Origin of the sequence: Pigmentiphaga sp. CHJ604, assembly GCF_036972535.1 — a bacterium.
Classification (GTDB): Bacteria; Pseudomonadota; Gammaproteobacteria; order Burkholderiales; family Burkholderiaceae_B; genus Pigmentiphaga; species Pigmentiphaga daeguensis.
In genome coordinates, this window is record NZ_CP136998.1 from 5149976 (window position 1) to 5175428 (window position 25453).

Genomic DNA, 25453 nt, shown 5'->3' on the forward strand with positions numbered 1-25453 from the left:
GCTGAGCGTGAGATCCCTACAAGTCCAGCTTGCCGGCTTCTGAACAAGCTAGCACTGCCACTGATCGTCAGTCCCGCACTCAGCCCAAGTCCGCAAGGTAAGAACCTCTCTGGCAATGTGCGAAAGAAGTCTATAGCTGTCGTTAGGTGCCGTCCCCGGTCCTTAAACCGAATTCATGTTTGGATGCAAATATCAAAGCGGCATCAAACGTCGCTCGTTCTCCTATACTGAGATGAAATACTCGCTGAAGTACAGCCCACGCCATACAGCGGTCTTTGAGATTCCAGTGAACATGCCAAAAGTTGCAGATCGGACTGATACGCGTGTGCAGCTCTCAGCGCATAAGATGCAGTCTCTGGTTGACATCAGGAAAACTTACTTCGCACACGGCGCCGATAAGGTCGGGGATGCACCTTCCTCATTTATCAGTGTGGCACAGGACAACTCCTCGTCAGATGCAGTCCGAGCGAAATTTGACTACCAGCGTTCGGAAGTGCTCGTGCCGGCAGAAAGATCAGTTGCTCTGCGCCGTCTATGCGCTCAGGCCGCTGACGCATAGCGCCCCAACAGGAAAGACGGCATGAAGCAATTGATCGCCTTCGACCTCGATGGAACACTCACCGAGAGCAAGCAGCCACTCTCAACCGAAATGGCTGCGCTACTTTCGCGTCTGCTTAGCGTTGCCGAGGTTGCCGTAATCTCGGGCGGAGACTGGCCGCAATTCGACAAACAGGTTGCCTCACGTCTGCCCGACAATACAGCGCGCTCGCGGCTATGGCTTATGCCAACCACCGGCACCAAGCTCTATCGATTCGTCGACGATGCGTGGCAGGCCATCTACGCCGAACTATTCGACGATATAGAGAAGACGAAAATCCGAATAGCATTCGATCGGGCGTTAGCAGAGGCGAAACTTGTCGATAAGCACATTTGGGGAGAGCGAATCGAGGATCGCGGAAGCCAGATCACCTTTTCTGGCCTCGGCCAAGATGCGCCTCTAAAGGAAAAAGAACGGTGGGACCCTGATCGCACCAGGCGCACCCAACTCCAGAAGACATTGCGTGCGGCACTGCCCGGCCTATCAATCACCCTGGGCGGCACCACGTCGATCGATGTCACTCGACCCGGCGTCGACAAAGGCTACGGTCTGAAACGGTTAAGCGCGGAAAGTGGCGTGCCGCTCGATGAGATGCTATTCCTCGGCGACGCGCTTTATCCAGGCGGCAACGACTATCCCGCGACCGAGATCGGATTGGATACGGTGAGGGTGCGCGATGTGGCTGAAACGGCGTCCGTCATAGCGGCAATCATCGCTTGCCTGAAGCGGTGAGAGACGGTCTACATGAACGAAACCTTATCCACCGAACGACGCACGCTCTGGATCGTGCTTCTACTGAATGCGGCCATCGCCACAGGGTTCTTCGCAACTGGCGTGCTCGCAGATTCGAGCGCGCTAATCGCTAACGGCGTCGACAATCTGTCAGACATGGTCGTCTATGCGCTAAGTCTGCTCGCACTGGGCCGTGGCAAGAATTGGAAGACACATGCTGCGGGCGCATCAGGCGTGATGCTGCTGATTTTCGCAGGAGGCATCGTACTCGATGTAGGCCGGCGCTACGTCGAGGGTAGTGATCCAATCGGTCTCACGATGATGGTCATGTCGGCGGTCGCTGGCGCCGTGAATTATGTCTGCCTGCGGCTGCTCCAGCGCCTGAAGGAGCCAGACGTCAACTTGCGCGCCGCGACCACTTTCAGCTTCAACGACTTCGTTTCCAATGGCGGCATTCTCATCGCAGGGTTGATGGTGCTGTGGCTCGGTAGCAACTGGCCAGACCTAGTGGTGGGGCTCGCCACAGCTTTTATTGCGATCAAGGGTGGCATCGAAATCTTGCGAGACGCCCGAAATGAAAACAAGATGATAAGGACTCCCCCCGATGACCGATAAGCTTGAGCTTGACATACCCGTCGTGCTGCCAGAAGTGCCAGATTCGACCGATGCGTGCGTTAGTCGGCTCGTCTCGACGCTCAGCACCAAGCTTGGTGTAGATAGGGTGCACGTCCTAGCCGCCGAGAATTCTTCGCCGGCCAAGCTATGCATCCACTACGATCCGGCCATCGTGCCTCTGGCTCGCATTCGAGAACTCGCGCAAGTAGCGGGAGCCGAGATCAGCGCTCGATTTGGGCACGCTCTCTGGCAGGTCGAGGGTATAAGCCATCAGCGGCGTGCCAATACGGTGTCAGAGCGTGTGCGCGCGATTGCCGGAGTAGTCGAAGCCTCCGCCAGCTCGACCGGGCAAGTTCACGTTGAGTTTGATCGCGAGAAAACGTCCGAGCAGCATATTCTTGAGGTGATGGCCACATTGGGAGTTGCTCCAGCACGCAGACCGTCTAGTGCCACAACGGAGCACGGATCTGCCGGCCATCAGCACGCCTCCGACGAGAAAGGGGCTGAACACACTCATGCTCATGGCGGCCTCCTCGGCGCAAATACAGAGATGATCTTCGCTCTGACCTGCGGCGTACTGATGGGCGCCGGCGTTGCCATTGAGAAGCTCATCGGTGATGCTCCATCATGGCTCCCTCTAGCTTGCTATATCCTCGCCTATTTTTTTGGCGGCTTCTTCACTCTGCGCGAAGCCGTCGACAATCTTCGACTAAAGCGTTTCGAGATCGACACACTAATGCTGGTGGCTGCGGCCGGCGCAGCAGCTCTTGGGTCATGGGCAGAAGGCGCGCTGCTGCTATTCCTTTTCAGCTTGGGGCATGCCCTCGAACACTATGCAATGGGACGAGCTAAGCGGGCGATCGAAGCTCTGGCTGAACTGGCCCCCGATACGGCCATCGTCCGACGCAACGGCCAAACCGAAGAAATCAAAGTCGAGGACTTGGTTGTCGGCGATACCGTCTTGGTGCGACCGAACGAGAGGCTTCCCGCCGACGGCTTTGTGTTGAAGGGCAACTCCAGTGTCAACCAAGCTCCCGTCACCGGCGAGAGCATTCCCGTCGACAAGCGCGCTGTCGCCGACGCAGGACTTGCGCGGTCCAAACCCGACACGGTTGATGCAGCATCGCGAGTCTTCGCTGGCACAATTAACGGAGGTGGAGCGATCGAGATCGAGGTCACCCGAAAGTCGACCGACTCAGCCCTCGCGCGTGTCGTTAAGATGGTCAGCGAAGCCGAAACAAGAAAGTCTCCTACACAGCGCTTCACTGACAAGTTCGAGCGGATTTTCGTCCCAGCGGTCCTGTTGTTGGCCTTTGCGCTGCTGTTTGCTTGGGTGGTCATCGACGAGCCTTTCCGCGACAGCTTCTATCGTGCAATGGCGGTGCTTGTTGCTGCGAGCCCTTGCGCGCTCGCTATTGCTACCCCCAGCGCGGTACTTTCTGGCATCGCCCGCGCAGCCCGGGGGGGAGTCTTGATCAAAGGCGGTGCGCCTCTCGAAGAACTGGGTTCACTCAATGCCATGGCGTTCGACAAGACCGGAACGCTGACCGAAGGACGGCCGCGAATCACCGACGTTTTGTCCGCAGAGGACATCAGTGAAGAGGAGTTACTGACCGTTGCTGTCGCTGTCGAATCTCTGAGCGACCATCCCTTGGCCGCGGCCATTGCTCGCGACGGTCGTGAGCGTCTTGGCGGCCGCGCCATTCCTACCGCTAGCAGCCTCGAGAATTTGATTGGCCGCGGCGTTGCTGCCGAGCTCGACGGCGACAAAGTCCTGATAGGCAAAGCCGAAATGTTCGGCACTCAAGACGTTCCACCCCTGAGTACCTCCACCCAAGCGGCGATCAGGCAATTGCGAGATGCGGGTAGAACAAGCATGGCGGTCCGTAGAGGCAATCGCGATCTTGGCGCCATCGGACTTCTGGATACGCCACGCGAAGGGGCTCGGGAAACACTGGAGCGACTACGGGAGCTTGGCATTACGCGCATGATCATGATCTCAGGTGATCATGCGAACGTCGCTCAAGCCGTGGCGAAAGATGTTGGCCTGGACGAAGCATGGGGCGACCTGATGCCTGAAGACAAGGTCGAGGCCATCCGCAAGCTTCGCCAACAGACCAAAGTCGCAATGGTAGGTGACGGCGTCAACGATGCGCCTGCGATGGCCAACGCCACAGTCGGGATCGCCATGGGTGCGGCAGGCTCTGATGTTGCCCTGGAAACTGCGGATATCGCTCTCATGTCCGACAACCTAAGACAGCTGCCGTTCGCCGTAGGACTCAGTCGGCACACAAAATCAATCATTCGTCAAAATGTCTTTGTGAGTCTCGGCATCGTCGCAATCCTCGTACCATCTACCATCCTCGGCCTGGGGATTGGGCCTGCAGTAGCCGTGCACGAGGGATCTACACTCCTGGTCGTCATCAACGCCCTACGTCTTCTCGCTTATCGAAACACTTAAGTATTCCCGGTAGGAACGCCCATAGCGGCTAGCTCATCGATCTCCCCGTGCGAGTCAACGGGGAGATCGATGATTCCTCCGTTCAGGAACTGCTCGCGGCCGTTAGATTGCAAAACTGTCATCATCCGGCCAGCAGCGTGTAGGCGCCTCAAGTCTAGAGTAACTCCTGCAGATCACTACTACAGGAGTTTCCTCATGAACCGCTCGCTAGCTGCCCTCTTCGCCACGCTCGTCATCGCAGTTCCCAGTGTCACGCTCGCCGAGTCGCCTTATCATGATGATATATATCAAGAGCGATTCTTCTTTGCGGCGAACCACGATGCACAACCGCGCCGTGCAGGGCTGAGCAACCAGCCTCAGATGCCGAACAGTGAACGAGGGCAAGAGACATTGCCGCAAGGCAAGACCAGGGACCAAGTCCGCGAGGAACTGCGCAACATGAGCGTGGACGAGAAGCGCCGCATGCAAGAGCTCTATGCAAACTAAAGCACAAGCATCGTGGGGCGCAAAGGTCCGGCGAGATAGCGCCTCGCCAGTCGGAGCCTCGCCCCGTGCAGCGCATTGATGGCAGACCTTCTGCCTGGAAAATTACAAATTTGTCATCCTGCAGCAAGCGAGGCGTTATCCCCCGAACGGTATCGTCTATTGCTTCATCAAGCATGATGGCGAGTATGCAGGCGACAGGTCGAAATGCCCCGTGCCCTTGCGGTAGCGGGAAGAAATACAAGCAATGCTGTATTCCGAACAGTGGGCTTGCCCCGCCTCTCCGGACAGGTTGTTTAACCTAACAAACCGCCGCCTCGAACTGCATGGGGCTGACGTATCCCAGCGTTGAGTGCTGGCGCCTTGTGTTGTAGAACCGCTCGATGTAGTCGAACACCTCGGCCCTGCACTCATCGCGGGACCGGTAAATCCGTCGGCTCAGCCGTTCGGTTTTCAGCGTGGAGAAGAAGCTCTCCATGGCGGCATTATCCCAGCAGTCCCCGCGCTTGCTCATGCTGCACACGATCCCAGCATCGGCCAGCAGCATCTGGAACTGCTCGCTGGTGTACTGGCTGCCCTGGTCGGAGTGGTGCAGGACTTCGCGCGGGCGGCCTCGCCGATGCAACGCCATCATCAGGGCGTCGGTCACCAATTGCGACGTCATGCTGGCCTGCATGGACCAGCCGACGATACGTCGTGAGTACAAGTCCATGACGGCCGCCACGTAGAGCCAGCCCTCTGCTGTCCAGACATAGGTGAAGTCGGCCACCCATTTCTGGTTGGGCGCGCGGGCCGTAAAGTCTCGATCCAGCACGTTGGCGGCAATGGCATGAGCCGATCTTGGCCCCGCATCCGACGGGTGACGACGGCGCTTGGTTCGTGCCACGAGGTTTGCCCGGCGCATCAGACGCGCCACACGATGCCTGCCGCAGTGCTCGCCCCAGGCGCGCAGATCCCGCCATACCCGAGGGCTGCCATACGTCCGATCGCTGGACTGGAAGCTCTCTCGGATACGGCCGATCAATCGCTCGTTGGCCTGTTCCCGAGCGCTGGGCGAGCGGCCATGCCATTCATAAAAGCCGCTGCGCGACACGCCCAAGGTTCGGCATAGCTCGCTGACCGACCAGACGGCCCGATGCCGGGCGATGAACGGATACTTCATGTCTGGTCCTTGGCAAAGTATCCGACCGCTTTTTTTAATATGTCTCGTTCGGTCTTGACCTTGGCCAGCTCCCGCCGTAGTTGCTCGATTTCCTGCTGCTGGGCACTCTTGAGCGCCTTGCCGGGCGTCGGCTCCCATGTGCCGCCGCGCATCTGCCCGACCCAACGCCGTAGAACGCTGGGATCCAAACCCAGGTCCTGAGCCACGCCCGATACGTTGCTATCGGGCTGTTCCGCCAGCCTCACCGCCTCGCGCTTGAACTCGTCCGTGAAATGTCTTCTGTTTCGTGCCATCGCTTCGCTCTCCAGGCATGATCATGCCATCTGATCTGTCCGGAGTAACGGGGCAAGCCCAATTTGTTGGCGATGTCTGCGACTTCGATCTGCGCCCCTTCAACTCGATCATTCCAAAGCGACAGCCGCTAGCCCGTGAAGACCTTACTCCTCAGTTGCTCAGCGATCCGGTAGAAGCGTTTTCATTCGACTTCCGAAGGCAGACAGCTTGGGCGGGGCAGACGAAATCCATAGAAATATCGGCCACGCGCGATGGGAAATGCGTTGGCATCCTCCAGTGGATTCGCGTCTATTTGGACGACAAAAGCACCTTCGAAAATGCCCCCGACAATCGTGCAGCCGCGGCGAGCTGGACGCGATCGGTCTATCTCTTTTCGGAACCGACGATGTTGCAACGAGGAGATGTGGCAACGGTACTGGGTACGCACAATCGCAATTGTCCTTGGTTCGTCCTGGAAAAGCTCAAGCAGCCTAGCAGGCAGATCGCGGCAAACGCGACGTAGAGCAAGAATCTACTTCGTCAGAGACCCGCTTCATTATCTTCAACAGCCACACAGCGGCCTACACGCAGGTGGGGACGACCTGCGCTTTTCAGAAGGAGCCGTCCTCTCTACTGCAGCGCCTACTGGCTGGGTTACCATAGCAGGATGTTTATCGCAGTAGTGTGCTGGAGACCCTGCAGTGATGTACGGCGCCACTGAGCGGCGTTCTGCGCCAACACCCCGAAGGCGGGGCCTTAATCGCCGACGGATGATCGTTACAACTGCGATCATCCTCGTAGCGCTTCTCGTGCGCTGCATACTCGGCGCAAGCGTTGGCTACTGCAACCATGGCTCCGCAGGACCCGAAAGAGGCCACCCCGGCCACCATGTAGATATACACCTTTCACAGGGACATACATCTAAGACCAAGGCCGTACACCATTCGTGCGAGGTATGCCACGCTTTTGGCTTACTAGCCATCATGCCTCAGTTCGATACGGATGCCCAAATCCTTCCCCGCCGCGTCAAGTTTGGCGCCGTCTCTCAGCACTACCAATCAACAATCGCTCCTAGTCCAGATCGACCGCAATGGTCTGTTGGCTAGCGAGCTGAATCGCGTGATCGATAGCCGTCCCATCGGGACGCTCTAGCAGTCTACATAGACCTCGCGCCTATTCAGCAGTACCTCCCCCCGCTATGTGCGTGTCGCCTTCGACGGCGGCGCGTGCATTCGTCCTGCGCAGCAGAAGTCTTTCGGCGAGTAGGCATACCGAGAACTGACTCGTGCATATCGTGGCTTTGACCGAAGCCACATGCGAGCTACCAACGAATAGGCACGACCCATGAAACTCAGACTGTTCCCATTGCTCTGGAGCAAGGGAGAGGCGCGCGCACCTTTACGGTGGCGTATTCCACCGATATCTATCGAGCTTCTTCTTTTAGCGGTAAGTATTTGGTTTGCGCTTTCGGCAAACACGAGCTTCTGGCAGGCGGTCGTCCGCCATAGTGGCCGTGCTCCCGACGAACTGCCTTGGCTCCTTGTCAACGTTGCAACGATCCTTATTGCAACGCAGTGGTCACTGTTGCTGCTATTCGTGCCCAGATCCGCAGCGAAGTTCGTACTCCCCGTTCTGTGCATCACCACGTCGGCAGCGGCATATCTCATGCATGCATATGGCGTGTACCTGGATAAGGGGATGCTGCAGAACGTATTCGAAACGAACGTCGCAGAGACTAGAGAACTGGTCTCTAACGATAGCTTGCTTTGGCACGTGTTTGTGTTCGGCGCCCTACCCAGCGCCGCTCTGATTCTCTTACCTGTGAAGCGATTCGGGTATCGCCATGCAGTGATCCGGCGGAGCGTTTGCATCGTGCTTAGTATCTTGATAGCGACTGGCGCCTTGTGGAACGCTGCAGGTGACTTAGTTCCCTTGTTTCGTGAGCAAAAGGAACTGCGCTATCTCGTAACGCCTGCAAACTATCTCACCTCCGCAGCACGAGTGTTGACCGAGGCCCAGCCCAGCGGAAATTCGCCTAAGCTTGTAGCTGCGCCAGACGCTATTCGCATTACCCCTTCTGTACCGTACAAACCAAAGGCATTCGTCGTGATAGTAGGAGAAACGATAAGGGCCGCGAACTGGGGGTTGAATGGATATAGACGGCAGACCACACCTAGTCTCTCGCAACGTCAAGTCATCAACTTCGAAGATGTAGAGAGCTGCGGGACGAGCACTGCGGTATCCTTGCCCTGCATGTTCTCATTCCGTGGCCGTAGGAACTACGACGAGCGGCAAATCAGAGCTACCGAATCGGTCTTGCACGTGCTTAATAGGGTGGGGGTGACTACACTCTGGCGTGACAATCAAGCTGGTTGCAAGGGAGTTTGCGAAGGCCTGCCCTTCGAATCGCTGAACGAGGCTCTACCTGATTGCCGAAAAACTCAATGTTTCGATGAACATCTGCTTGACGGCCTAGCCAAGAAAATTCAGTCCAATAATGGCGACATACTCATCGTGCTTCACATGATGGGGAATCACGGACCGGCCTATTCACTACGTTATCCGCCCACCTTTATGCGCTGGGCTCCTGTGTGTACAGACGTAAACCTTGGCCTTTGCACAACGTCTGCTTTAGTCAACGCCTACGACAACGGTGTTGCCTATGCAGACTATGTGGTTTCCAAAGCGATCGACCTCCTGGGGCAGATCAGCAGTCATGAAACTGGGCTCCTTTTCATATCTGACCATGGCGAATCTCTCGGCGAGAGCAATGTATATCTGCACGGCTTGCCCTATGTTCTTGCACCAGATGTGCAAAAGCGTGTGCCCTTGGTGATGTGGCTATCCGAGCCACTGTCGCACACTCTAGCCGTCGATATATCTTGCTTGCGCCGCACGACAAAGACGCCGCGCTCTCACGATGACCTGCCGTCAACATTGCTCGGACTGTTCGACGTCAAAGCGACTGCATACGAACCAAAGTTTGATCTGTTAGCAGCTTGCCGTCGGCAATGATGGCATCGCCTTTGTCTGCTTGCCTAGTCAGCGCTTGCGCAAAGGCAGCGACTCCATAATATCCAGCGCTCTCCGTGAGATGGTCTTTGCGGTGCAAAAAATAGAGCGCGCCATTAAGCGTAACTGACGGAATGGAAATTCGCCATATAAGATACTTCTTGGCTTTAGCTGAGGAGCTGCATTTTGGAAGAGCTGCGGCACGTGCTCATATCGAGCAGTCGCCACTGTCCCGCAGCATTACGCAACTGGAAGAGGAGTTAGGAGTACCGCTATTCATCCGCTCTCGGCAAGGCGGCACGAGCCTGACACCAGCCGGCGAGGCCTTGCGCGACCAAGCCCGCGAAATATTGACCGCCATCGAGCGGGCGCGTCGCACCGTCGCGCAGATCGGGGGCGAGCCCACCGTACTGCGCGTCGGCTTGGCCGAAGGTATGGCGCAACCCCGGCTGTCCGAGCTGTTCCAGCGCTGGCGAGAGACGAGTACCGATGTCCAGTTGCGCATCACCGAGCTCCCGTCTTTCCAGCAGCATGAGGCCCTGCTGATCGAGCGTATCGACCTTGGGCTTTCGTTCGGCGTGGCCCAGGAAGAAGGCCTAACGATCGAACCGCTCTGGAGCGATCCGATCGTGGCAGCCGTATCCACCGAGCATCCGCTGTCGCAGGCCGAGACGTTGACGTTGGCCGATGCGGCCGCCTGTCCACTGATCTTCTGTCACGCGCGCTTCAAACCCGGCCCGCGTGCGCAGATCGAGCCGTTGCTGCAGGCGCGGGGCATTACGCCGATTCTGGCCGAGCCGGTCGATAGTCTGGCGGGGTTCATCGTCAAGGTCGGCGCGGGCTGCGGGGTCGGGTTTCTGGATGCCAACCATGCCCGGACGCTGCAGCGCCCGGACGTGGCGATGGTGCCCGTGGTCGATCCCGATGCCCGGCTGACCATCTTCGCGGCCACCAAAGCGGCCCGCCATGATGACCTTCGTGCCTCGATGGCGCGGTTCGTGGCGCTGGGCCGCAGCGTGGCGGAGGTCCATACAGACGCTGTATGACCTGCAACACAACGCCGTCTTTCCCAGTTTGATTTGACACCCTGGCATGGTCTGTCGATGCTTGTGACAAGACCATGACACGGCACGCCGGCCTGCGCCCAGTTTCGCTCCAGGCCGCGCCTTCGCTCGCACACAGCACGCCCGACACCCGTGTGCGATCCGCCGTGCGCCGAGACTGAACCCAGCCGAGGCTGGCGACTACGCCACGCTACGCCCGGCCCGGTTTGCATGATGCGCCTTCGCTTCCAGACTGGCGGCACGTTTCCGCGTGCCTGCCCCGACACGCTTGCGTGCCGCGAAGGCGGACGCGGGACGGACCGACCTGGAAGGAGGACCGTATGCCGACCGGCGTGTTGTTTGGACAGATCATCGCAGTGCTCGCCACGGCGCTGGCGTGCCTGTGGGGCGCTACGCAATGGACGGCTGGCGCGTTGGGCTATCAGAGCCAGCTCGGTTTGCCGTGGTTCACGTTAGGCGATGTGCCGGTCTACCACCCGTGGGATCTTTTCCTGTGGTGGTACGCCTTCGATGCCTACGCGCCCGAGATCTTCATGCGTGGGGGCGCGCTGGCCGCGCTGGGCGGTATCCTGCCGATCGGCATGGCCATTGCCATATCGGTCTGGCGGGCACGGCAGGCCCGGCGCGTGACCACCTACGGATCGGCAAGGTGGGCCACGGCTGAAGATATCGAACAGGCGGGCCTGCTGCGCCCGGCCGGCGTCTTTCTCGGCAGACTGGACGGCAAGGCGCCGGCCTACCTGCGCCATGACGGCCCCGAGCACGTCATGGCCATTGCGCCCACCCGCAGTGGCAAAGGCGTCGGGCTGGTGGTGCCCACGCTCCTGTCCTGGCCACAGTCCGTGGTCGTGCACGACATCAAAGGGGAAAACTGGGCCTTGACCGCCGGCTGGCGCTCGCGCTTCTCGCATTGTCTGCTGTTCAACCCCACGGACCCGCGCTCGGCAGCGAACAACCCCCTGCTGGAAGTGCGCCAGGGCGTGCACGAAGTGCGCGATGCGCAGAACGTGGCCGACATTCTGGTGGATCCTGAAGGAGCGCTGGAGCGCAGGAACCACTGGGAAAAAACCAGCCATGCGCTGCTTGTCGGTGCGATATTGCATGTGCTCTATGCAGAGGACGACAAGACGCTGCGCGGCGTGGCGGCATTCCTGTCCAATCCGTCATGGCCTTTCGAGACCTCGTTGCGCCTCATGATGGACACACGCCACCTCGACGACGGTCCGCACCCGGTCGTGGCGTCAGCAGCGCGCGAAGTCCTGAACAAATCAGAAAACGAACGCTCAGGGGTCTTGTCGACCGCAATGTCGTTCCTCGGCCTGTACCGCGATCCGACGGTCGCAGCGGTAACGTCCCGCTGTGACTGGCGAATCGCCGATCTGATCGATGGCGAGCATCCCGTTTCCCTCTATCTGGTCGTGCCGCCTTCGGACATCAACCGGACCAAACCCTTGATCCGGCTGCTGCTGAACCAGATCGGCCGCCGATTGACCGAGTCCCTGGACGGTTCGGATGGCATTGCCCGCCGGCACAAACTGCTGCTGATGCTGGACGAATTCGCAGCCCTTGGAAGGCTGGATTTCTTCGAGTCCGCATTGGCGTTCATCGCCGGGTATGGGCTTCGGGCATATCTGATCGCGCAGTCGCTGAATCAGGTGGAACGGGCCTACGGCCAGAACAATTCGATTCTCGACAACTGCCACGTGCGCGTCGTCTTTTCATCGAACGACGAGCGGACCGCCAAACGCATCTCAGATTCTTTGGGAACCGCGACCGAGCAGCGCAGCCAGCGCAATTATGCCGGCCACCGCCTGGCGCCGTGGCTGGGGCATTTGATGGTGTCGCGCCAGGAGACGGCGAGAGCCTTACGCACGCCGGGCGAAATCATGCAGTTGCCGGCAGACGACGAGATCATCATGGTGTCGGGGCAGCCGCCCATTCAGGCGAAGAAGCTGCGCTATTACGAGGATCACAATTTCACGCGGCGCATTCTGCCGCCGCCCGTGCTCGCCCCGGGGGGCTACGCCGACCTGCCGGCGTCCAGGCCGGATGACTGGACGGGGCTGCCCATACCGCCTCTTCGAGATGATCCGGCCGAGGACGCCGCGAACGATGCCGACGACGGCGGCCTGTACATCCGGCCGGAACTGGATGCTGACGTAGCCGCGGTGCAGCCCGCGTCGGATGTCAGCCTGGATCTGCTCGACGATGAGGATGAAGCAGCGCTGCCTATGGCGCCCGACCGGCGCCTGCAGCGTGCCGCACGCCTGGCCGCACTCGATCCGGCCGACGGGATACCGCTATGAGCCGTACCCGCCTGAACTTGTTCATTGAGCCGGCCCACGCCCGGCGCCTGGACGACCTCGCCGCGCACCGCGGAGTCTCTAAGTCCTCGATCGTCGCGGCCGCTCTGGCGGCGTTCCTGTCGCCCGATGCCGCCGACCAGCGCGAAGCCGCATTGACGCGGCGCCTGGACCGGCTCTCCCGGCAGTTCGACAAGCTGGACAGGGATCAATCCATTCTGATCGAAACCGTCGCGCTGTACGTGCGCTACTTCCTGACCGTCTCGCCGCCGGTCACGGAAGCGCACCAGGAGGCCGCGCGTGCCCAGGGCAAGGCGCGCTACGCCCAGTTCGTCGACCAGCTCGCCCGCCACTTGCAGCGGGGCCGCAGTCTGGTCCGAGACGTTCACGAAGAACTATTCCCCGATCCCTACATAGCCGGATCGATAGGTAGCACGCAGGTGCCGCCCTCTGCCACCGAGGAGACCACACATGAGCGCCAAGCCTGACGCCGACGACGAATCACGCGCGCGCAGCCTGCAGATGCTGCGCACGGCGATGGGACCCACCATTGCCGAAGCACTGGACGACCCCGACGTGGTGGAGATCATGCTGAACCCGGACGGCCGGCTCTGGTTGGACCGACATCGCAGCGGACGCGCTCCGACCGGCGTGTCGATGTCGGCGGCCGACGCCGAGCGGATCATTCGGCTGGTGGCGGCCTGCGTGCGCGCCGAAGTGCACCGCGCACGGCCGCTGCTGTCGGCGCGGCTGCCGTTGGGCGGCGAACGCTTCGAAGGGGTGCTGCCTCCGGTGGTGTACTCGCCCAGCTTCAGCATCCGCAAGCATTCCAGCGTGATGTTCACGCTGGATGACTACGTGCGCGCCGGCATCCTGGAGGCCGGCCACGCCGATTTTCTGCGGGCGGCCGTGCGCGATCGGCTGAACATCGTGGTGGCCGGCGGCACCAGCTCGGGCAAGACGACGTTCGCCAATGCGCTGCTCGACGAGATCGCCGGCGGCGGCGACCGCATCCTGATCCTGGAAGACACGCCCGAACTGCAGTGCCGCAACGACGATCGCGTGCAGCTCTGCACGTCGCCCGGCGCAGCCTCGATGGCGGACCTGGTGCGCTCGACGCTGCGCCAGCGTCCTGATCGCATCATCGTGGGCGAAGTGCGCGGCGGCGAGGCGTTGGACTTGCTCAAGGCCTGGGGCACCGGCCATCCGGGCGGCATCGCCACGCTGCATGCCAATTCTGCCTACGGCGCGCTGCTGCGCCTGGAACAGCTCACGCTGGAAGCGGCCAACGCCGTACCGCGTCCGCTCATTGCCGAAACCGTCAACGTGATTGTCTTCCTGACGGGGCGCGGCGAAGCCCGGCGCGTCAAGGAAGTCGTTCGTGTCGTTGGCCTGTCCGGCGAGCAATACCACCTCGAACCCGTTTCCGCCAACACAGGAGCGTCCTCATGACGACCGCCTACGCATTGCCGCCGCGCAGCCAGGCCGCGGCTTTCCTGCACCGCCATAGCTGGCTGGTGCTGTTCGCCGCGATGCTGCTGATGCGCGTGCATGCGGCCGGCTCCAGCATGCCGTGGGAGGCGCCGCTGGAATCCATTCTGGAGTCCGTACAGGGGCCGGTCGCGCGCATCGTCGCCGTCATCATCATCGTGGTGACCGGCTTGGCATTGGCTTTCGGGGATACGTCGGGAGGATTTCGCCGGCTGGTGCAGATTGTTTTCGGTCTGAGCATTGCGTTCGCGGCGTCGTCGTTTTTCCTGAGCTTCTTCAGCTTCTCGGGCGGAGCGCTGGTATGACGTTGCCCGCATCGCTTCCCGACGGCTTCGAGGCGCCGCTGCATCGTGCGCTGACGGAACCCATCCTGCTGGGCGGCGCGCCTCGCACCGTGGCGATCGCAAACGGCACGCTGGCTGCCGCGATCGGCCTGGGGCTGCAGCTCTGGGTGCCAGGCCTGGCGTGCTGGTTCGTCGGGCACATGCTGGCGGTATGGGGCGCCCGCATGGACGTGCAGTTCGCGCAAGTCTTCGCGCGGCATGTGAAGTATCCGGCGTTGCTGGACGTGTAAGCGCCATGCTGAACCTGGCCGAATACCGCAAACGCCCCGCGCTGTTGGCCGACTGGCTGCCGTGGGCGGCGCTGGTGGGCGAAGGCGTCGTGCTGAACAAGGACGGTGCGTTCCAGCGCACAGCGCGACTGCGCGGCCCGGACTTGGACAGCGCCACCGACACCGAACTGGTGGCCGTGGCGGCGCGGCTGAACAATGCGCTCAAGCGGTTCGGATCAGGCTGGGCGCTCTTCATGGAAGGTGAGCGCTTCGAAGCCGGTGCATATCCCCGGTCTTCCTTTCCGGAAGCCGCGTCCTGGCTGGTCGATGAGGAACGGCGTGCTGCCTTCGAAGAAGCGGGCTCGCACTTCGAGAGCCGCTACTACCTGACCGGGCTGTGGCTGCCGCCCGAGGATGCGACGGCGCACGCCGGCCGGCTGCTCTATGAGAACCAGGCCCGCCAAGGCGTGGACTGGCGTGAACGGCTGGCCGGGTTCCAGGCAGAGACCGAGCGGTTCTATGGACTGCTCAAAGGAACCATTCCAGAAATCCGGTGGCTCGACAGCCCCGAAACGCTGACTTACCTGCATGGCACGATCTCCACCCGCCGGCATCCGGTCAGCGTGCCGGAGGTGCCGTTCCATCTGGACCATCTGCTGGCCGACTGCCCGCTGACCACCGGCGTGGCGCCGGTGCTGGGCGACGAACATCTTCGGGTACTGTCGATCCGGGGGTTCCCGGCCTCCACCTGGCCAGGGCTGTTGGATGACCTGAACCGCTTGGGTATCGCGTATCGGTGGGTGACACGTTTCATCTGCCTGGACAAACGCGAAGCCGAAGCGGAACTGACACGGATTCGACGGCAATGGTTCGCCAAGAGAAAGAGCGTGCTCACCTTGCTGCGCGAGACGTTGTCCCAGCAGGAAAGCCCCCTGGTCGATACCGACGCCGACAACAAATCGTTGGATGCCGACGCGGCGCTGCAGGCGCTGGGCGCCGACGACGTGGCCTACGGCTACATCACCGCCACGGTGGTGGTGCGCGACCGGAATGCCGCGGCAGCCGATGAAAAGCTGCGCTTGGCGGCCCGGGTCATCGAGGGACGCGGCTACGTCGCCGTACCGGAAACACTCAATGCGGTGGAGGCCTGGCTGTCGTCGCTGCCCGGCCACGCCTACGCCAATGTCCGGCAGTACCTCGTGTCCACGCTGAATCTGGCCCACATGATGCCGGTCTCGGCGGTCTGGGCCGGGCAGGAACGCAATGACCATCTCGACGGCCCGCCCTTGATCATCACGCGCACGGATGGCTCGACGCCGTTCCGTCTGGTCACCCATATCGGCGATGTGGGCCATACCGCCGTGGTCGGTCCCACGGGCGCGGGCAAGTCGACCCTGCTGTCGCTGCTGACCATGCAGTTTCGCCGCTATCCGAATTCCGCCGTCTATGTGTTCGAGATGGGCCGGTCGCTGCGGGCCACGATCCTAGGCCTGGGCGGGCACTATCACGACCTCAGCCTGGATGGCGACATGGCGTTCCAGCCGCTGGCGCGGGTCGACGAGCCGGGCTATCGGAGCTGGGCCGCCGAGTGGATCGAGGCACGGCTGGCGATGGAAGGCCTGACGGCCGATCCTGACGACAAAGCGGCGGTCTGGTCGGCACTGGGCAGCTTGGCCACCGCGCCCGCCGAGCAGCGGACGATGACAGGGCTGTCGGCGCTGCTGCAATCCAACCGCCTGCGCCAGGCGCTGGCACCTTATGTACTCGGGGGAGCCTACGGGCGGCTGCTGGACGCCGACCGGAGCCGTCTGGCCGACGGCTACATCCAAGGCTTCGACATGACGGCCCTGCGGCCGCATAAAGCCGCCGCCAATGCCGTGCTGCGCTATCTCTTCGAATGGCTGGCGACCCGGTTCGACGGCCGGCCAACGGTCCTGGTGATCGACGAGGCCTGGGTAGCGCTGGACGATCCGCTGTTTCTGGCGCAACTGCGTGAATGGTTGAAGCTGCTGCGCAAGCTGGGCGTGTCGGTCATCTTCGCCACCCAGTCGCTGGCCGACATCCGCGATTCCAGTATCGCCGCGGCCATCATCGAAGGATGTGCCAATCGCATCTTCCTGCCCAATCCGCAGGCGACCGAGCCGCTGATTCGAGACATCTATACGAGCTTCGGCCTGAGCGCTCGGCAGATCCAACTGATCGCGCACGCGCAGCCCAAGCGTGACTACTACTACCAGTCGAGGCTGGGCAACCGCGTTTTCGATCTGGACTTGGGGCCGGTGGCCATGGCGTTTGCCGGCGCGTCCACGCCGGCCGACCAGCGTGCAATCGATGCCGTACTGGCCGAGCACGGCCCCGAAGGCTTTGCCGCGGCATGGGTGCGACACCAGAACCTGGGCTGGGCCGCCGACATGATCGACCAGTTCATTCCTTTGCCTGATTCCCAACCCGAGGAGGTCTTGCCATGAAACGCCTGCTGTTCACTGCCGCCGTGCTGGCGGCCCTGGCCGCGCCGCCTGCCGGTGCGCTGACGGTCTTCGATCCGTCGAACTACTCCCAGAACGTCATGACCGCGGCACGCACGCTGGAGCAGATCAACAACCAGATCCTGCAATTGCAGAACGAAGCTCGGATGCTCACCAACCAGGCGCTGAACCTGACCGGGCTGAACTTCAATGCCATCGGCCGGCTGCGCACGGCGCTGGCCTCGACCAACCGGCTGTTGGACCAGGCGCGGGGCTTGTCCTTCGACGTGTCGCGCGCCGATGCCGATTTCGCCCGGTTGTACCCGGAGCAGTACGCCTCAACCGTCACGAACGACGCGATGGCGCAAGACGCTCGCCAGCGATGGATGCAGTCGCAGCAGGCGCTGCGCACCACCGCCGACATGCAGGCGCGCGCAGTGCAGAACCTGGCCGACGACCAGGGCGTGCTGTCCGACATCGTGGCGCAGAGCCAGTCGGCCGTAGGTTCGCTGCAGGCGACCCAGGCCACCAATCAACTCTTGGCGTTACAGGCCAAGCAGGCGATCCAGCACCAGCAGCTCCAGATCGCCCAGGACCGGGCGATGGCGCTGGACCGCGCACAGGAGGCCGCCGAGATGGCGCGCGCCGAAGCCGTGCGCCAGCAGTTCTCGGGTGCCCCGTCGCGCTACACCCCGCAACCCGTGCAGTTCTACCGTTAAGGAGCATGCCATGACCCGATGCTGGATTGCGAGTGCCCTCCTGATGGGTGCCATTGCCGGCTGCGGCAAGGAGGAACCGCCCGCGGCACCGCTGGCCGATACGCCTGCCTTGCCATCGGTTGCCGACGAGGCCAAGGCAAAGCAGGAGGCCGACCAGCGCCGCAAGCAGTTCTACGGCGATGGCAAGTCGCGCTACACCCCGCAGGACGTGCAAGGATTCTGACCGTGGACGACCTGGCCGTCATCGACCGCTTCCTGGACACGTTCTCTCGATACATCGACAGCGGTTTCGGGCTGCTGCATGGCGAGGTCGCGTTTCTCACGGCTACGCTCGTGGCCATCGACATGACGCTGGCCGGGCTCGCATGGGCGATGGGGCATGGCGGCCAGGACGAGATCCTCGGCCGGCTGATCAAGAAAACCCTTTACGTCGGCGCCTTCGCGTACATCATCGGTAATTTCAATGCCTTGGCCGGCGTTCTGTTCCGGTCCTTCGCCGGCCTCGGGCTGATGGCCTCCGGCTCGACCATCTCGCAGGCACAGCTTCTCCAGCCGGGCCGGCTCGCGCAGGTGGGTGTCGATACGGCCGCGCCGCTGCTCGAACAGGTCGGCCGGCTTTCGGGGTTCACGACCATCTTTGCCAACTTCGAAACCATCGTCGTGCTGCTGCTGGCCTGGGTGATCGTCATCATCAGCTTCTTCGTGTTGTCGATTCAGGTGTTCGTGACGTTGCTCGAATTCAAGCTGACCACTTTGGCGGGGTTCGTCCTGGTCCCGTTCTCGTTGTGGGGCAAAAGCGCGTTCCTAGCCGAAAAGGTGCTGGGTAACGTCATTTCCTCCGGCATCAAGGTATTGGTGTTGGCGGTCATCGTTGGCATCAGCACCTTGGTCTTCAATGATTTCCGGGCCGGTATCTCCCCGGCGCCGACACTGAACGAAGCCACCGCCGTGATGCTGGCGTCGTTGGCGATGCTGGGTCTGGGTATCTTCGGGCCGGGCATCGCTACGGGCCTCGTGTCCGGTGCACCGCAGCTCGGCGCAGGGGCGGCGGTAGGGACGGCGGTCGGGGCGGCCGGTGTCGCGGCTGCGGGCGTGGCGGTTGGCGCATCGGCAGCGGGCAGCGCCGCACGCCTGTCCGGCGGCGGCGTGCGGGCCGCCGCGTCGATGGCCGCCGGCGCACGCAAGGCGTATGTCGAGGGCAGCAGCTTTTCGGGGCAGACGGGATTGAAGGCGGTCGGCGCGGGCCTGGCGGACGTGGCTCGTGCCGGGGCATCCGCCGTTGGTAGCCGGGTGAAGGCGGGCTTGCGGGGCAGCGGTGGCGCCGCGCCCGCGCCTTCTTCAGCACCGTCTGAACCTCCCGCCTGGGCCAAGCGGGCCCAGGCGCGCCAGCACGCCGCGCATGGCGCGATGCTCGCCGCCCACGCCGTGCGTTCCGGCGATGCCGGCGGAAGCGGCGCCGGCCCCAGTCTGCGCGATGACTCGAACGGATAGGAGAACACGATGCGCTTTCGGCGACCTTCCGTGCATTACGGCACGTCCCCCGAGCCCGTCACGCCATACCAGCGGGCGACCCAGGCTTGGGACGAGCGGCTGGGCAGTGCCCGCGTACAGGCGCACAACTGGCGGGCGATGGCCTTCGGCTGCCTGCTGCTGGCGATAGGCTCGACCAGCGCCTATGTGTGGCGTTCGACGCAATCGCTGGTTACGCCCTACGTCGTCGAGGTCGCGCGCAGCGGTGAGGTGCGGGCGGTCGGCGAAGCCGCCACGCCATACCAACCCAGGGACGCGCAGATCGCCCACCACCTGGAGCAGTTCGTGGCCAACGTCCGGTCGGTATCCATCGATCCCATCGTCGTGCGCAAGCAATGGCTCGATGCCTATGCCTACACCACCGACCGGGGCGCGGCCTTTCTGAACGAGTACGCCCGCCAGAACGATCCTTTCGCACAGATCGGCAAGCGGTCCATCACGGTCGCGGTATCCAGCATCGTGCGCGCCAGCGACAAATCCTTCCAGGTCCAGTGGGAGGAAAAGGCCTATGTCAATGGAACCGCGGCGGGTTCTGACCGCTGGACTGCGATTCTGACCATCGTGCTGCAGCCGCCGAACACGGAAGCCAAGCTGCGCGCCAATCCCCTGGGCATCTATGTGGACGGCATCAGTTGGAGCCGCCAGTTGTCCACGAACGCTTTGTCCGGAGGCACTTCGCCATGAAAAGCCCCATTCCTACGCTTGTCGTGCTCGCCACGATTGCCGGCTGCGCCTCGCGCGGCACGCCACCGCCTGAAATCGCACTGGACGATCCGCCTGTCGCGCAAAGCGAGCCGGTCGCGCTGCCCGAGCCGCCCAAGCCGGTGGAGATCGTGCCGATGCCGCAGCTGCTGCCTTTGCCGGGGCAGTTGAAACCCGTCGACGAACCGCTGCCCGCGCCCGAACCGGCCAACCCCGCTACGCGCATCGCCCGAGCGAATCAGGAGGCGCGCATGGCGCCGAGCCGTGACGGGTTCATCAACGCCATCCAGACCTGGCCGTACAGCGAGGGCGCGCTGTACCAGGTCTACGCCAGTCCGGGCCGCGTGACGCTGATCCAGTTGCAGCCCGGCGAAAAGCTGATCGACGTGTCGGCCGGCGACACGGTGCGCTGGATCGTTGGGGATTCGAGTAGCGGCAGCGGTGCCACGGCACGAGCCAACCTGCAGGTCAAGCCCGTGCGGGCGGGCCTGACAACCAATCTGGTGGTGACGACCGACCGGCGCATCTATCTGCTGGAGCTGGCCTCCACTGCGTCGGCCTGGATGGCGTCTGTATCGTGGGACTATCCACAGGACCGGATGGCCGAGTTGAAGAAGCGCAACGAGGAAGCCCAGGCCGCCACACCGCTGGCCGCGGGTGTGCCGGTGGAGCAATTGCGCTTCCGCTACGACATTACGGGCGATACGCCGCCCTGGCGGCCGCTGCGCGCTTTCGACGACGGCCAGAGGGTCTACATCCAGTTCCCAGCCGGCATCGCCCAGGGCGAGCTGCCGCCGCTGTTCCTGGTCGGCCCCAGCGGCGACTTGCAGTTGGTGAACCACCAGTACCGGGCGCCGTACTACGTGGTGGACCGGCTGTTCGGGGCGGTGGAATTGCGTCTGGGCGGTGACGATGCCAAGGTCGTGCGCATCAGCCGCAACGACGTGGCCACCGCGCGGGGCGGATCATGAGCGAGCCGACCGAAGAGCCCGGCACGCCGCCGCCCAAGCTGCCGCCCGAGTCGGTCGAGTTGCGGGCTGCGCCCCGGCCCGCAATGCGCCTGAACCGTCGCACGCTTGTCGTGGGGGCCGGGGTCGTGTCGTTCGCTGTCCTGGGTGCCACCATCTGGTCGCTGCAGCCACGCTCGCGCCCGGCAGGCGCCGGCGAGGAACTTTATAACGTCGATCGCATTTCACAGGCCGAAGGCTTGCAGACGCTGCCGCGCGACTACAGCCAGGTGCCGCCGCCTGCGCCGCCGCCCGTGCTGGGCGAGCCGCTACCGGGGGACCTCGGGCGGCCCATCGTGCGCGCCGAGCAAGAGGCTGGACTGCGGCCGGCCGGCCCGACCGCGGCCGATGCCGAACGCCAGGCGCGGGCGAAGGAGGCAGCCGATGCGGCGCGGGCGCCGCTCTTCTACAAATCGAGCAATCGCGGCGGTTCGCCGGCCAGCGCGGCTTCGACGGCTGACACAGCGCCAACTGGGAGCGCTCCTGCTGAGGGCGGTGCGGTCGATAGCGTACAGACGCAGAACATGCAGGACAACAAGATCGCGTTCGCTGGCCAGGGTCGAACGGTCACTCAGAGCGCGCATGGCCTGGAAGCGTCTCGGGAGCCCAATACGCTGATGGCCGGTACGGTCATCGCCGCCGCATTGATGACCGGCATCAAGTCCGACCTGCCAGGCGACATCATCGCCACCGTGACCGAAGATGTCTACGACAGTGCGACCCACCGCAACGTGTTGATTCCGCAGGGCTCACGCCTGATGGGGCGGTACAACAGCCAGGTAGCCTACGGGCAGAGCCTGATGCAGGGCGTATTGGACCGCATCATCATGCCCGACACGTCATCGGTGGTGCTCGACAATCTGGCCGCCACCGACCCCGCCGGCTACGCCGGGCTGGAGGACGACGTGGACTGGCACTGGAGCCGGATACTGGCTGGTGCGGCGCTGACGACGCTTCTGGGTGTCGGCGCCGAGCTGGCGGCCCCACAGAACCAGGGCAGCGGCGACGGGCGCGTCATCATCGCTACGCGTGACGGCGTACAGGACACCGTGAACCAGGTTGGACAGGAAATCACCCGGCGCAACATAAACATCCAGCCCACGTTGACGATCCGGCCTGGAATGCCGTTGCGCGTGATCGTGAACCGGGACATCACGCTGCGGCCATATCGGCCGCTCTTCATCAATAGGTGAGGGGATGGCAACGAAACTGCGCTTGGGGCCGCTCCCGAAGCAGGAGACCGTCAAGATGACGATCAGCCTGCCGGTGGAGCTGAAGGCCAATCTGGAACGGTACGCCGCCATGCACAGTCAGGTTTACGGCGAACAGGTCGATGCGGCCGCGCTCGCGCCGCACATGCTGGCTTGGTTCCTCAAGAACGACCGGGGGTTCAGGCAGCGAAGCGAATAGAGCTTAGGTGCGTCAGGGGTAGGCCGGAGAGGCTTGATACACTGCATAGGTCTCCAATGCGGAAGGATCCTCTTATGCCTAAAACCATGCTAGTGGTTTCGATGGCGGTGTTGGCTGGTTGCGCGCCGGCTAGGGAGGATCGCCCAGTCGGCATGGCCAATCCGGCCTCCGTTTACTGCGAGGACCAGGGCGGACGGCTTCGCATCGAACAACGGCCTGGCGGACAGGTGGGAATCTGCGTATTAGCCAGCGGCGAGGAAATCGAGGAGTGGGCGCTGTATCGTCGCGACCATCCTGCACCAAAGCAGTGAATGCTTGCCTAGAGCTCGATTGATGTGAAGACGACATCCGAGCGTCGGTACGGCTCACGTGTCGTTGTCAGTTAGCCCTGCCTGGAGGTCCATCCAATGCGCCGTTACTACCTCATCGACTCTAACGGCGAGGATACGAACCTTCAGTTGTACTCGCTCAAACAGGCCAAGCTCTATTGGGCCGCGCTTACGAACGATCTCGCGCAAGGCAGCGACGTCGATCATTTTCATGAGAGGTGCGTGTTCATCATATGCACCATCGGACTAAGCGTGACGCAACTGCTTGGCCAGAACAATCCTGTTCCCGGCAACCGAGTGCCCTCACCGTTCAAGATATTCGAGTTTCTCGTTGATGAGCATCAACTCGCTCACGAGCTGAAAGATCAGTTTCGAGAGTTCGCTGACACTTACGATCACTGTAGGCACTTCGGTTTAACGAGCGACGGCAGCAGACACTGGCAGGTCAGCCAAGTAACGCTTGAGAAGACTCGCAAGCTTTATGAGTTCGGCCTTTTCGTATGGTCGACTGTCATTGGAATTTATCGGCGCGATCCGCAGAACGAGTTGGATGACTTGGACTTGGAAAGGGTCGAGAACGAGCCCTAACAGTTCGTTCGAGAGTCTATTCTTCGCTGTACTACGCTGGAGCATGTGTGCATGTGAATTCATTTGGGGCAATCTGGTGTTGGAGGGAACACCCGGAGACCCGCATGTTTCATACCGAACAGCACGCGCCCCAAAAATCTGCTTCGGAACCTCATCGCGCATCGCCCATGTTCTACCGCATGCGTGACGTGCTGCGCATGACGTCACTAAGCCGATCTAGCCTTTATCGGCGCATCGCGGCCGGCGCTTTCCCCCCACCTGTGTCGTTGGGCGGTGCGGCGAAAGGCTGGCGCCGCAGCGATCTAGAGCAGTGGGCACAGGATCCAGCAGGTTTCAAGCTGATGGAGTCCTGCAAGACCATTACCACTGCCCTGGGTGCCAAGGTGCGCCAAGTACGCTATTGAAGCGTAGGCGGCGAGGCAGAGAGGCCGTCGTCAATGTCGGGGTGGTTTCTGACTAATAGCGTAGGGGTGAAGCGCCGGGCCGGTGGTATTTTGTTGTCCGCCAATTGGTCCAGGTAGTCCGCCCATGCCTGCGCCATTGCATGGCGCTGTTCGATGAAGCGGGTTCGGTCGTAGGCATCACCCAGTTCCTCATCCGACACATGCGCCAGGTGCTTTTCGATCAGTTCCCTGTCCCAACCGAGCTTTTCACGGATCAGCGTTCGGGCCATTGCCCTGAAGCCATGCCCGGTGATGTCCTGCTGGGTGTCGTAGCCCAAGGCGCGCAGCGCGCTGTTCATCGTGTTGTTCGATATGTACCGAGAGAAGCCGTCTTTCCCTCGCCGGCGGGATACGCTCTTGAACACAGGTCCCGATGGGCCGGTGATCGTGTGCAACCGGGTAAGGATCTCGATGACCTGACGCGGCAGCGGCACGATGTGCGGGGGCGTCTGATTGTCGAACTTGTGAATCTCCCGCAGCTTCATGATGTGCGGAGGGCAGGTCCAGATGCCGGCATCTAGGTCGAGCTGCTCCCATTCCATCATGCGTATCTGACCGGGCCGCTGGAACACGTAGGGCATGATCTGCAGAGCGCAGCAGACGGTGTAGTGCCCCTTGTAGCCGCGGATGTCGCGCAAGAGCTTCCCGATCTTCTCGGGATCGAGCATGGTGGCGTAGTGCTTCACCCTAGGGGTGCGCAACTTGAAGTCGGCAACGCTCTTGGCCATGAAGTTCTCGCCCGGCTCCAGCACGCCGACTGTGACGGCCCTGGCGTAAACGCGTTGCAGGCTTTCGCGCAGGCGGATGGCGGTCTCCCTCGTGCCGGCCAGAGAGACCGCCTCCAGGCACTGCAGGACATCCATCTGGCTGAGGGTGTTGATGGGGTGGCGCCCCAGTCTGGGAAAGGCATGCAGTTCCAGCTGCCGAAGAATCTTCTGGCTGTAGCTCTCGCTCCACTCGTGCAGCTCGGTCGCGTGAGCATGCCACTCGCGCGCCACCTTCTCGAAGGTGGCCAGCGCCTGGCGCACGGCTTCCTGGCGTTCTTCATGCTTTCTGACGCGAGGATCCTTGCCCATGGCAAGGTGCCGCCGCTGTTCCGCCGCGAGGTCTCGGGCACCGGCCAGAGAGATCTCCGGGTAGGGACCCAGCGTCAGCTTGACCCGCCTACCGTCGACGCTGGGATAGTTGAACTGCCAGCTCTTGCCGCCGCCTGGACGGACACGAAGATAGAGCTTGTCCCCGTCGGACAGTAGGTACTCCTTGTCCGCAGGCTGGGCTTGTTCGATGATCTTGGCAGTGAGTCTCATAGCCGCGCTCCCGGCGTGTTCCCCAGATAGACAGGGAACAGGGTAAGGGAACACGTCGGGGAACAAAAACCCCGGGATTCGGTGGAACCCGATGCAACGCTATGGGACAGGCTTCTGGCGTAAGCCCATGTTTTCTCAAGGAAAATGGGACTTTGTGAAACCGGATGGGAAAGGGGGATGGTGGCCTGGGGCTCTATCGAATCTTC

25 protein-coding genes are annotated in these 25453 nt (G+C 62.1%); 23 read left to right on the forward strand and 2 right to left on the reverse strand.

Annotation, left to right across the window (positions count from 1 at the left end):
• The first annotated feature begins 580 nt into the window (after positions 1 to 580).
• The 4 genes from R4823_RS24645 to R4823_RS24660 all read left to right on the forward strand — a co-directional run bounded on the left by R4823_RS24645 (position 581) and on the right by R4823_RS24660 (position 4892).
• Positions 581 to 1330, forward strand: a complete 750-nt coding sequence (locus R4823_RS24645; protein ID WP_087837682.1) for an HAD-IIB family hydrolase — start codon at positions 581 to 583, stop codon at positions 1328 to 1330.
• 12 nt (positions 1331 to 1342) lie between these two features.
• Positions 1343 to 1945 carry a cation transporter gene (locus R4823_RS24650; RefSeq protein WP_087837683.1) on the forward strand — a complete coding sequence of 201 codons (603 nt, stop codon included), beginning with the start codon at positions 1343 to 1345 and terminating at the stop codon, positions 1943 to 1945.
• Entirely contained in the window at positions 1935 to 4406 is a 2472-nt protein-coding gene (locus tag R4823_RS24655; RefSeq protein ID WP_087837684.1) for a heavy metal translocating P-type ATPase, read from the forward strand. The genes R4823_RS24650 and R4823_RS24655 overlap by 11 nt, the downstream gene beginning before the upstream one ends.
• A 195-nt stretch (positions 4407 to 4601) precedes the next feature.
• Positions 4602 to 4892: a hypothetical protein gene (locus tag R4823_RS24660; protein ID WP_087837685.1), complete on the forward strand. Its 291-nt coding sequence runs from the start codon at positions 4602 to 4604 to the stop codon at positions 4890 to 4892.
• Between the two features lie 298 nt (positions 4893 to 5190).
• On the opposite strand, the gene R4823_RS24665 is transcribed toward R4823_RS24660, so the two are convergent.
• A protein-coding gene (locus R4823_RS24665; protein WP_243724652.1) for an IS3 family transposase occupies positions 5191 to 6344 on the reverse strand; the annotation gives its coding sequence in 2 pieces (ribosomal slippage) (positions 5191 to 6077 and positions 6077 to 6344; 1155 coding nt in all).
• 23 nt (positions 6345 to 6367) lie between these two features.
• Between R4823_RS24665 and R4823_RS24670 the strand changes: the two genes are divergently transcribed.
• From R4823_RS24670 to R4823_RS24760, 19 genes are all read left to right on the forward strand, one after another.
• Entirely contained in the window at positions 6368 to 6847 is a 480-nt protein-coding gene (locus R4823_RS24670) for a hypothetical protein (protein WP_338616413.1), read from the forward strand.
• Between the two features lie 821 nt (positions 6848 to 7668).
• On the forward strand, positions 7669 to 9339 hold the full coding sequence (locus tag R4823_RS24675) for a phosphoethanolamine--lipid A transferase (protein ID WP_087838514.1): 1671 nt from the start codon (positions 7669 to 7671) through the stop codon (positions 9337 to 9339).
• Between the two features lie 131 nt (positions 9340 to 9470).
• Positions 9471 to 10382, forward strand: coding sequence for a LysR substrate-binding domain-containing protein (locus R4823_RS24680; RefSeq protein ID WP_087838515.1), 912 nt, complete (start codon positions 9471 to 9473; stop codon positions 10380 to 10382).
• A 338-nt stretch (positions 10383 to 10720) separates the two neighbouring features.
• Positions 10721 to 12706, forward strand: coding sequence for a conjugal transfer protein TraG (locus R4823_RS24685; RefSeq protein WP_087838516.1), 1986 nt, complete (start codon positions 10721 to 10723; stop codon positions 12704 to 12706).
• Entirely contained in the window at positions 12703 to 13191 is a 489-nt protein-coding gene (locus R4823_RS24690) for a CopG family transcriptional regulator (protein ID WP_243724679.1), read from the forward strand. The genes R4823_RS24685 and R4823_RS24690 overlap by 4 nt, the downstream gene beginning before the upstream one ends.
• Positions 13175 to 14155 carry a P-type conjugative transfer ATPase TrbB gene (trbB, locus tag R4823_RS24695; protein ID WP_087838517.1) on the forward strand — a complete coding sequence of 327 codons (981 nt, stop codon included), beginning with the start codon at positions 13175 to 13177 and terminating at the stop codon, positions 14153 to 14155. The genes R4823_RS24690 and trbB overlap by 17 nt, the downstream gene beginning before the upstream one ends.
• Entirely contained in the window at positions 14152 to 14499 is a 348-nt protein-coding gene (locus R4823_RS24700) for a TrbC/VirB2 family protein (protein ID WP_087838518.1), read from the forward strand. The genes trbB and R4823_RS24700 overlap by 4 nt, the downstream gene beginning before the upstream one ends.
• Entirely contained in the window at positions 14496 to 14768 is a 273-nt protein-coding gene (locus R4823_RS24705; RefSeq protein WP_087838519.1) for a VirB3 family type IV secretion system protein, read from the forward strand. The genes R4823_RS24700 and R4823_RS24705 overlap by 4 nt, the downstream gene beginning before the upstream one ends.
• Before the next feature lie 5 nt (positions 14769 to 14773).
• The gene (trbE, locus tag R4823_RS24710; protein WP_087838520.1) at positions 14774 to 17215 is read left to right on the forward strand and encodes a conjugal transfer protein TrbE; all 2442 of its coding nucleotides are present in this window, start codon (positions 14774 to 14776) and stop codon (positions 17213 to 17215) included.
• Positions 17212 to 17931 (forward strand): P-type conjugative transfer protein TrbJ, encoded by a 720-nt coding sequence (gene trbJ / locus R4823_RS24715; RefSeq protein WP_087838521.1) that lies wholly within the window; start codon positions 17212 to 17214, stop codon positions 17929 to 17931. Before trbE ends, trbJ begins: the two co-directional genes overlap by 4 nt.
• 10 nt (positions 17932 to 17941) lie before the next feature.
• Complete coding sequence (locus R4823_RS24720; RefSeq protein WP_132980622.1) at positions 17942 to 18154, forward strand: hypothetical protein; 213 nt, start codon at positions 17942 to 17944, stop codon at positions 18152 to 18154.
• A 2-nt stretch (positions 18155 to 18156) separates the two neighbouring features.
• The gene (gene trbL, locus R4823_RS24725; RefSeq protein ID WP_087838523.1) at positions 18157 to 19422 is read left to right on the forward strand and encodes a P-type conjugative transfer protein TrbL; all 1266 of its coding nucleotides are present in this window, start codon (positions 18157 to 18159) and stop codon (positions 19420 to 19422) included.
• A 9-nt stretch (positions 19423 to 19431) separates the two neighbouring features.
• Positions 19432 to 20145, forward strand: coding sequence for a conjugal transfer protein TrbF (gene trbF / locus R4823_RS24730; RefSeq protein ID WP_087838524.1), 714 nt, complete (start codon positions 19432 to 19434; stop codon positions 20143 to 20145).
• A complete protein-coding gene (trbG, locus tag R4823_RS24735) occupies positions 20142 to 21134 on the forward strand; it encodes a P-type conjugative transfer protein TrbG (RefSeq protein WP_087838525.1) in 993 nt (330 codons plus the stop codon). Before trbF ends, trbG begins: the two co-directional genes overlap by 4 nt.
• Positions 21131 to 22363 (forward strand): TrbI/VirB10 family protein, encoded by a 1233-nt coding sequence (locus R4823_RS24740; RefSeq protein WP_087838526.1) that lies wholly within the window; start codon positions 21131 to 21133, stop codon positions 22361 to 22363. Before trbG ends, R4823_RS24740 begins: the two co-directional genes overlap by 4 nt.
• Before the next feature lie 4 nt (positions 22364 to 22367).
• Positions 22368 to 22580 (forward strand): DUF2274 domain-containing protein, encoded by a 213-nt coding sequence (locus R4823_RS24745; protein ID WP_087838527.1) that lies wholly within the window; start codon positions 22368 to 22370, stop codon positions 22578 to 22580.
• Between the two features lie 74 nt (positions 22581 to 22654).
• Complete coding sequence (locus tag R4823_RS24750) at positions 22655 to 22891, forward strand: DUF333 domain-containing protein (RefSeq protein ID WP_087838528.1); 237 nt, start codon at positions 22655 to 22657, stop codon at positions 22889 to 22891.
• 96 nt (positions 22892 to 22987) lie between these two features.
• Positions 22988 to 23497 (forward strand): hypothetical protein, encoded by a 510-nt coding sequence (locus tag R4823_RS24755; RefSeq protein ID WP_087838529.1) that lies wholly within the window; start codon positions 22988 to 22990, stop codon positions 23495 to 23497.
• Between the two features lie 104 nt (positions 23498 to 23601).
• The gene (locus R4823_RS24760) at positions 23602 to 23901 is read left to right on the forward strand and encodes an AlpA family phage regulatory protein (protein WP_087838530.1); all 300 of its coding nucleotides are present in this window, start codon (positions 23602 to 23604) and stop codon (positions 23899 to 23901) included.
• On the opposite strand, the gene R4823_RS24765 is transcribed toward R4823_RS24760, so the two are convergent.
• Complete coding sequence (locus tag R4823_RS24765; RefSeq protein ID WP_087838531.1) at positions 23895 to 25247, reverse strand: integrase arm-type DNA-binding domain-containing protein; 1353 nt, start codon at positions 25245 to 25247, stop codon at positions 23895 to 23897. The two genes, R4823_RS24760 and R4823_RS24765, sit on opposite strands and share 7 nt — an antisense overlap.
• Positions 25248 to 25453 lie beyond the last annotated feature (206 nt).

Excerpts from the sequence above, each read along its gene's own strand:
- R4823_RS24645 (WP_087837682.1), top strand. The coding sequence starts at position 581 with ATGAAGCAATTGATCGCCTTCGACCTCGATGGAACACTCACCGAGAGC.
- R4823_RS24650 (WP_087837683.1), top strand. The coding sequence starts at position 1,343 with ATGAACGAAACCTTATCCACCGAACGACGCACGCTCTGGATCGTGCTT.
- R4823_RS24655 (WP_087837684.1), top strand. The coding sequence starts at position 1,935 with ATGACCGATAAGCTTGAGCTTGACATACCCGTCGTGCTGCCAGAAGTG.
- R4823_RS24660 (WP_087837685.1), top strand. The coding sequence starts at position 4,602 with ATGAACCGCTCGCTAGCTGCCCTCTTCGCCACGCTCGTCATCGCAGTT.
- R4823_RS24670 (WP_338616413.1), top strand. The coding sequence starts at position 6,368 with ATGCCATCTGATCTGTCCGGAGTAACGGGGCAAGCCCAATTTGTTGGC.
- R4823_RS24675 (WP_087838514.1), top strand. The coding sequence starts at position 7,669 with ATGAAACTCAGACTGTTCCCATTGCTCTGGAGCAAGGGAGAGGCGCGC.
- R4823_RS24680 (WP_087838515.1), top strand. The coding sequence starts at position 9,471 with ATGGAAATTCGCCATATAAGATACTTCTTGGCTTTAGCTGAGGAGCTG.
- R4823_RS24685 (WP_087838516.1), top strand. The coding sequence starts at position 10,721 with ATGCCGACCGGCGTGTTGTTTGGACAGATCATCGCAGTGCTCGCCACG.
- R4823_RS24690 (WP_243724679.1), top strand. The coding sequence starts at position 12,703 with ATGAGCCGTACCCGCCTGAACTTGTTCATTGAGCCGGCCCACGCCCGG.
- trbB (WP_087838517.1), top strand. The coding sequence starts at position 13,175 with ATGAGCGCCAAGCCTGACGCCGACGACGAATCACGCGCGCGCAGCCTG.
- R4823_RS24700 (WP_087838518.1), top strand. The coding sequence starts at position 14,152 with ATGACGACCGCCTACGCATTGCCGCCGCGCAGCCAGGCCGCGGCTTTC.
- R4823_RS24705 (WP_087838519.1), top strand. The coding sequence starts at position 14,496 with ATGACGTTGCCCGCATCGCTTCCCGACGGCTTCGAGGCGCCGCTGCAT.
- trbE (WP_087838520.1), top strand. The coding sequence starts at position 14,774 with ATGCTGAACCTGGCCGAATACCGCAAACGCCCCGCGCTGTTGGCCGAC.
- trbJ (WP_087838521.1), top strand. The coding sequence starts at position 17,212 with ATGAAACGCCTGCTGTTCACTGCCGCCGTGCTGGCGGCCCTGGCCGCG.
- R4823_RS24720 (WP_132980622.1), top strand. The coding sequence starts at position 17,942 with ATGACCCGATGCTGGATTGCGAGTGCCCTCCTGATGGGTGCCATTGCC.
- trbF (WP_087838524.1), top strand. The coding sequence starts at position 19,432 with ATGCGCTTTCGGCGACCTTCCGTGCATTACGGCACGTCCCCCGAGCCC.
- trbG (WP_087838525.1), top strand. The coding sequence starts at position 20,142 with ATGAAAAGCCCCATTCCTACGCTTGTCGTGCTCGCCACGATTGCCGGC.
- R4823_RS24740 (WP_087838526.1), top strand. The coding sequence starts at position 21,131 with ATGAGCGAGCCGACCGAAGAGCCCGGCACGCCGCCGCCCAAGCTGCCG.
- R4823_RS24745 (WP_087838527.1), top strand. The coding sequence starts at position 22,368 with ATGGCAACGAAACTGCGCTTGGGGCCGCTCCCGAAGCAGGAGACCGTC.
- R4823_RS24750 (WP_087838528.1), top strand. The coding sequence starts at position 22,655 with ATGCCTAAAACCATGCTAGTGGTTTCGATGGCGGTGTTGGCTGGTTGC.
- R4823_RS24755 (WP_087838529.1), top strand. The coding sequence starts at position 22,988 with ATGCGCCGTTACTACCTCATCGACTCTAACGGCGAGGATACGAACCTT.
- R4823_RS24760 (WP_087838530.1), top strand. The coding sequence starts at position 23,602 with ATGTTTCATACCGAACAGCACGCGCCCCAAAAATCTGCTTCGGAACCT.
- R4823_RS24765 (WP_087838531.1), bottom strand. The coding sequence starts at position 25,247 with ATGAGACTCACTGCCAAGATCATCGAACAAGCCCAGCCTGCGGACAAG.